The sequence below is a fragment of the Mesorhizobium sp. M2A.F.Ca.ET.067.02.1.1 genome (assembly GCF_004023285.1).
Taxonomy (GTDB): Bacteria; Pseudomonadota; Alphaproteobacteria; order Rhizobiales; family Rhizobiaceae; genus Mesorhizobium.
Genome location: NZ_RZSB01000372.1, coordinates 1 through 5800, shown reverse-complemented (window position 1 = coordinate 5800; position 5800 = coordinate 1). Strand labels below are relative to the sequence as shown.

The 5800-nt window shown below is 66.5% G+C and carries 5 protein-coding genes and 1 pseudogene; 1 reads left to right on the top strand and 5 read right to left on the bottom strand.

The genetic code is table 11. The features are described from left to right. Both EOA28_RS22435 and EOA28_RS22430 read right to left on the bottom strand, forming a co-directional pair. Nucleotides 1–162: DnaJ domain-containing protein (locus EOA28_RS22435; protein WP_148670804.1), on the bottom strand; the 162-nt coding region annotated here is incomplete at its 3' end. 113 nt (nt 163–275) lie between these two features. Further along, nucleotides 276–740: an RT0821/Lpp0805 family surface protein gene (locus EOA28_RS22430; RefSeq protein ID WP_127252853.1), complete on the bottom strand. Its 465-nt coding sequence runs from the start codon at nt 738–740 to the stop codon at nt 276–278. Nucleotides 741–780: 40 nt separating this feature from the next. Here EOA28_RS22430 and pdxH point away from each other — a divergent pair, with 40 nt between their 5' ends. Beyond that, complete coding sequence (pdxH, locus tag EOA28_RS22425; protein ID WP_126078580.1) at nt 781–1398, top strand: pyridoxamine 5'-phosphate oxidase; 618 nt, start codon at nt 781–783, stop codon at nt 1396–1398. 15 nt (nt 1399–1413) lie between these two features. Here pdxH and EOA28_RS22420 read toward each other — a convergent pair whose 3' ends face one another. From EOA28_RS22420 to EOA28_RS22410, 3 genes and pseudogenes are all read right to left on the bottom strand, one after another. Continuing rightward, entirely contained in the window at nt 1414–2166 is a 753-nt protein-coding gene (locus EOA28_RS22420; RefSeq protein ID WP_126078581.1) for a crotonase/enoyl-CoA hydratase family protein, read from the bottom strand. Further along, nucleotides 2163–3961, bottom strand: a pseudogene (locus tag EOA28_RS22415) (acyl-CoA dehydrogenase family protein). The gene EOA28_RS22420 and the pseudogene EOA28_RS22415 overlap by 4 nt, the downstream one beginning before the upstream one ends. A 193-nt stretch (nt 3962–4154) precedes the next feature. Beyond that, nucleotides 4155–5762, bottom strand: a complete 1608-nt coding sequence (locus tag EOA28_RS22410; RefSeq protein ID WP_128315276.1) for an FGGY-family carbohydrate kinase — start codon at nt 5760–5762, stop codon at nt 4155–4157. Between the last annotated feature and the right edge of the window lie 38 nt (nt 5763–5800).

The window sequence follows — 5800 nt, the reverse complement described above, 5'->3', positions numbered from 1 at the left end:
GATCTCGTAAGCCTGGTTGGCGGCGGCAAAACGGTCCTTCGCCTTCGGATCATTCGGATTCTGGTCCGGATGATGCTTCTTGGCGAGCTTGCGGTAGGCCGATTTTATGTCCTTGGCCGATGCGTTCTTGGCAACGCCCAGCACCTCATAGGGGTCGCGCATGCTTCCTGCCTGCTAGAGAGAATGGAATTGTGGTCGCCCCCTATATGCGCTCGCATAGGAAGAAATTCCAGTGGCGCAAGGGCAATTAGCGCCCGAAAATCAGGGGCCCAAAATCAGAGCGGTTTGAACTCCTGCATGCGCCAGCCGCCGGCTTCGGCCAGGCACAACTCGCCCTTGTAGAGGGCGACGCCATCGAAGCTCTCGCGCGTGGCGCTGAAGCGGCGGCAGGTCAAGTCGCCGTCCTTCAGCTCGACCAGCTCGGTGATCGCGCCGCGCGAGCCGGTGCCGGCATTGGCCCAAGGTACCGTCTGGCCGCCAAGCTCCTTGATGTCGGCGGAAGAAACGGCGTTGCCGATGGTGGTCTGGTCGGAGTCCTGGTCGGAGATAGCCGGCGCGGTTGGCGAAGACGGCGCGCTGGCGGTGATGATCGAGCGGTCGACCTCGGCCTTTTGCAGGCTGAACCCGCCGGCGCCGCAGGCGGCAAGGGGAAGCGCCAAGGTCAGCAGCGCAGCCTTGGCACTGGCCGAAGCGATAACGCTCCATTGCCCGCTGTCAAAAGCTTGCGCGATACGCGACAATCGGCGAACTCCTCCCGCAATGTTAAAAATTTGGAAAACTATGAACGAAACCGAGTTAACAAGCAGTGACTTCACCGAAGCGGCGGAGCCGTTCCGGCTCTTTGCCGTATGGCTGGAGGACGCCACGAAGAGCGAGCCCAATGATCCCAATGGGGTCGCGCTGGCAACCGTCGACGCCGACGGCATGCCGGATGTGCGGATGGTGCTGCTCAAAGGGTTCGACGAAAAAGGCTTTGTCTTCTACACGAATTTCGAGAGCGCCAAGGGCCGCGAGATTCTTGGCAGCATGAAGGCGGCGATGTGCTTCCACTGGAAGTCGCTGCGCCGCCAGGTGCGGGTGCGCGGGCCGGTGGAGATCGTCAGCGACGCCGAGGCCGACGCCTATTACGCGACACGGCCGCGCGGCAGCCGCATCGGCGCCTGGGCGTCGAAACAGTCGCGGCCGCTGGAGAGCCGCTTCGCGCTGGAGAAGGCGGTGGCCGAATACACGGCGCGCTATGCCATCGGCGAGATCCCGCGGCCAAAACATTGGTCGGGCTTCCGCATCGTGCCGCAGACGATAGAGTTCTGGCACGACAGACCGTTCCGGCTGCATGACCGTGTCGTGTTTTCACGCAACGCCGCCGGCGGCTGGGACAAGACCAGGCTTTATCCCTGAGGGCGGGCGACGCGTTCAGCTCTTCTTGCGCGTCATGAAAGCGGTCAGCGCGGCGCGGGCCTCTTCGGAGGTCAGCCGCTCGCGAAAATGCTCGGCTTCGACCTTGATGCGGGCGATGAGCGCTTCGCGCGGCTCGCGCATCAGGTCGCGCGCGATCTTCAGCGCCTGCGGCGGCTTGGCGGCGATGCCCTTGGCGGCGGCCAGCACCGTGCCTTCCAACGCCTCTTCGGCGACGACGTCGTAGATCAGGCCGGCGGCCTTGGCGCGCTCGGCCGAAAAGCCCTCGCCGAGGCCGAGCAGCGCGAAGGCGCCCTGCCGTCCCAGCAGTTGCGGCGCGATTAGGCTGGAGCCGGCTTCCGGCACCAGGCCGAGATCGACGAAGGGCGTGCGGAACAGCGTACGCGGCGTGGCGAAGGTCAGGTCGCAATGCAGATTGAGCGTGGTGCCGATGCCGACGGCGATGCCGTCGACGCCGGACACCATCGGCTTCTGCGACATGGCCAGCGCCATCAGGAAATCCCATACCTCATTGCCACCCTCGCCGCCGGTGGCGATGACCAGGAAATCGGCGAGGTCGTTGCCGGAGGAAAAGGCGCCCGGAACGCCGAGGAAGACATGCACGCGGACCGCCGGATCGGCGTCGCCTTCGGTGAGCGCCGCCGACATTTTCGCGTACATGGCGCGCGTCAGCGCGTTCTTCTTGTCCGGGCGGTTGATGCGGATGATCTGCACGGCGCCCTGGCGCTCGACGAGGATATGGTCTGTCACGGTTGGTCCTTTGAGCGTCGGGGTGCTTCAGCGGAAATCAGTGCCTTGCCAGCGGCGACGAGGCTTTCGGCGCCGTCGATGACTCGCTCCTTCAAGGCGCGGGTCTCGCCGAGCAGGTTTTCGGCGAAGAAGCGGCAAAGCGCGATGCGGCTGCGGTCTGCCAGGCCACCCTGCGCCAGATAGGCGCCGCCGGCGGCGAGCGAGATCAGGCGCAGATAGGGCGTGGCGCCGGCCATCGCGGCGTCCGCCTTGCCGTCGGCAAGCAGTTTTTGCAGGAAGCGCGTCGCTTCGTCGAGATCGGCCAGCGCGCGGTCGAGATTGTCGGCGGTGCGGCCGAAGCCTTCGATGTTGGAGGTGCGCACGGCTTCCGCCACCGCTTTCAGTTCGCTGATGTAACCATGCACATGCTCGCCGCCGCCGAGCGGCAGCTTTCTCGAGACAAGGTCGATCGCCTGGATGCCGTTGGTGCCTTCATAGATCGGCGCGATGCGAGCGTCGCGATAAAGCGCGGCAGCGCCCGTCTCCTCGATGAAGCCCATGCCGCCATGCACCTGGACGCCCAGCGAGGCGACCTCGACGCCGACATCGGTGGAGAAGGCCTTTGCCAGCGGCGTCAGCAGGCTGGCGCGGTCATGCCATTTCGCTCCTGCCTCGCCCTCGCCGACGCGGGCGCGGTCGATGGCATGGGCGCAGGAATAGCTGATCGAGCGGGCGATCTGGGTCAGCGCCCGCATGGTGAGCAGATTGCGCTGCACGTCCGGGTGATGGACGATCGGCGCCATGCCGGAGCCCGCATAGGCGGAAGCCTTGCCCTGGCGGCGCTCATTGGCATAGGCGATCGCCTTCTGCGTCGCGGTCTCGGCCACCGCCACGCCCTGCATGCCGACGGCAAGGCGGGCGTTGTTCATCATGGTGAACATGCAGGCGAGCCCCTTGTTCTCCTCGCCGATCAGCCAGCCGATGGCGCCGGGCTTGGCGCCCTGGAAACCGTCGCCATAGATCATCGTGCAGGTCGGCGAAGCATGGATGCCGAGCTTGTGCTCGAGGCCGGAACAGAAGACGTCGTTGCGGGCGCCAAGCGAGCCATCGTCATTGACGAAGAATTTCGGCACCAGAAACAGCGAGATGCCGCGCGTGCCGGCCGGCGCGTCGGGTAACCTCGCCAGCACCAGATGCACGATGTTGTCGGTGAAATCGTGCTCGCCATAGGTGATGAAGATCTTCTGGCCGAAGATGCGGTAGGTGCCGTCGCCAACCGGCTCGGCGCGGGCGCGCAAGGCCGCGAGGTCCGAGCCCGCCTGCGGTTCGGTCAGGTTCATCGTGCCCATCGACTCGCCAGAGACGAGCTTTGCGAGATATTTGGCCTTGAGTTCCGCCGAGGCGTGTTTGTCGAGCGCCTCGACCGCGCCCATGGTCAGCGTCGGGCCGATGCCGAAGGCCATGGCCGCGGAGTTCCACATTTCGAGCGCGGCGACGCCGAGCATGGTCGGCAGGCCCTGGCCGCCGTACTCCTCCGGCCCCGACAGCGCGTTCCAGCCGCCTTCGATCCAGCGGCGGTAAAGCTGCTTCCAGCCTGGCGGCGTGGTGACGGCCGCATCCTTCAGCACCGCGCCATGCTCGTCGCCGACCTTGTAGAGCGGAGCCACCTCCTCGCTGGCGAAACGCCCCGCTTCGGCCAGGATCGCGTCGACCAAGTCCTCGCCGAAGTCACCGAAATGCCGGCATCCAGCGCCGGCTTCAGCCCCGCCACGTGCTTGAGCGTAAAGGCGATGTCCTCGACCGGCGCGCGATACATGTCTGCTCCTCCTCCGACCCAGCCAACCGTAACGCATGGCCGACGCGAAACCATGCGTCGATTTCGCACCTTCTTTTTACGTAAACGTCAAACTTTGTCACGCGGATTTTGCATAGACGCCGCTATCCGCGGCGGAGGGAGCCGGCGCCCGATCCATTCAAGGTCCCGTCGCTGTTTAGGCGCTGATCGATCCTCAGCGTATGCTGCGGCCCACCGCCTGCAGCGCCAGGAAGGCTTCGTAGCGGCGGTCGTGCCAAGCGCGGATGTCACCGGACGCAGGTGTAAAAACCTCGCCAAGCCGGGACATGGCAGGCATGGCGCTCGACAGGTCAGGGTAATGCCCGGCCGCGACGGCACCGAGCATCGCGGCGCCCAACAGCACCGGCTCCGGCGACTGCGAGGCGGCGACCGGCAGGCCGGCGGCGTCGGCGAGCAGCTGGCGCGCCAGCGGCGACTGCCCGGCGCCCCCGCTGATGACGATGGTGTCGACGGCAAGGCCGGACGACGCCATCGCCGCAACGATCTGGCGCACGCCGTAGCCCAGACCGCAAAGCCCGGCCACGTAGAGGCCGACGAGACTGTCGACGGAGCGGTCGGTGCCGAGCCCCGCTATCAGGCCGCGCGCGTCCGGATCGGCCAAGGGGGAGCGGTTGCCGAGGAATTCGGGCACGACATGGATGCTTCCCGCGAGCTTGGCGGCCGCCGATAGGTCGGGCGAAGCCGCCGCGGCGGCCGCGGCCAGCCAGTCGACCAGCGATTTGCCTTCCGCCGCGGCGCGCGCGGAAGCCTCGGCTTGCGCCGGGTGAAAATGCACCAGGAGATCGATGGCCGCGCCGGCGGCCGACTGGCCGCCCTCGCTCAGCCAGAACCCAGGCACCATGGCGGAGAAGTAGGGCCCCCAGACTCCGGGCACGAAGGCCGGATCTTGGCTGCTCGCCATAGTGCAGGCCGAGGTGCCCAGCACATAGGCCATGCGCGAGGAAATGGTGCCGGCATCGCCGGAAGCACCCACCGTGCCGACACCGCCGGCATGGGCATCGATCAGCCCGGCGGCGGCGACCGTGCCCGCGACCAGCCCCAGCTCGGCCGCGGCCTTCTCCGTCAGGCCGGCGCCCACCGCCGTGCCTGGGTCGACCACTTCGGTGCCGATGCGGGCAAAACCTTCATCCGCGAGCCCGCCGAGCCCGACGGCATGGAAATAGCTGTCGTCCCAGCGCCGCTCGTGGCCGAGATAGGTCCATTTGCAGGCCAGCGTGCAGACCGAACGGGCGAGGCTGCCAGTGACGCGCCAGGTCAGGTAGTCCGCAAGGTCGAAGAAATGCCGCGCCTTGGCAAAGGTCTCCGGCAGGTTCTCCTTCAGCCACAAAAGCTTCGGGGTTTCCATCTCGGGCGAAATGACGCCGCCGACATAGTCGAGGACGGGATGGCGGAGGGCATTGATGCGCCTGGTCTGATCGAGGGCGCGATGGTCCATCCAGACGATGATGTTTCGATCGCTGTCTCCGGAACGGCCGACCGGCAGCGGCTCGCCATCGTCGCCGATCACCACCAGGGAACAGGTCGCGTCGAAGCCAATACCGCCGATCTCCCGGGGATCGACGCCCGCCTTCGCGACCGCCTTGCGTACGCTGGCGCATACCGCCTGCCAGATGTCGCGGCTGGACTGCTCGGCGATCTCGCCAGGCTCGACGAAGAGCGCGATGTCGCGCTTGGCCGAAGCGAGCAACTCGCCGCGCTCGTCGAAGACGCCGGCGCGCGCGCTGCCGGTGCCTACATCGATGCCGAGGAAGTGGGAAGGCATTGGGGAACCTCAGAAGCGGGGGAGTAGGGGAGTAGGGG

Excerpts from the sequence above, each read along its gene's own strand:
- pdxH (WP_126078580.1), top strand. The coding sequence starts at position 781 with ATGAACGAAACCGAGTTAACAAGCAGTGACTTCACCGAAGCGGCGGAG.
- EOA28_RS22410 (WP_128315276.1), bottom strand. The coding sequence starts at position 5,762 with ATGCCTTCCCACTTCCTCGGCATCGATGTAGGCACCGGCAGCGCGCGC.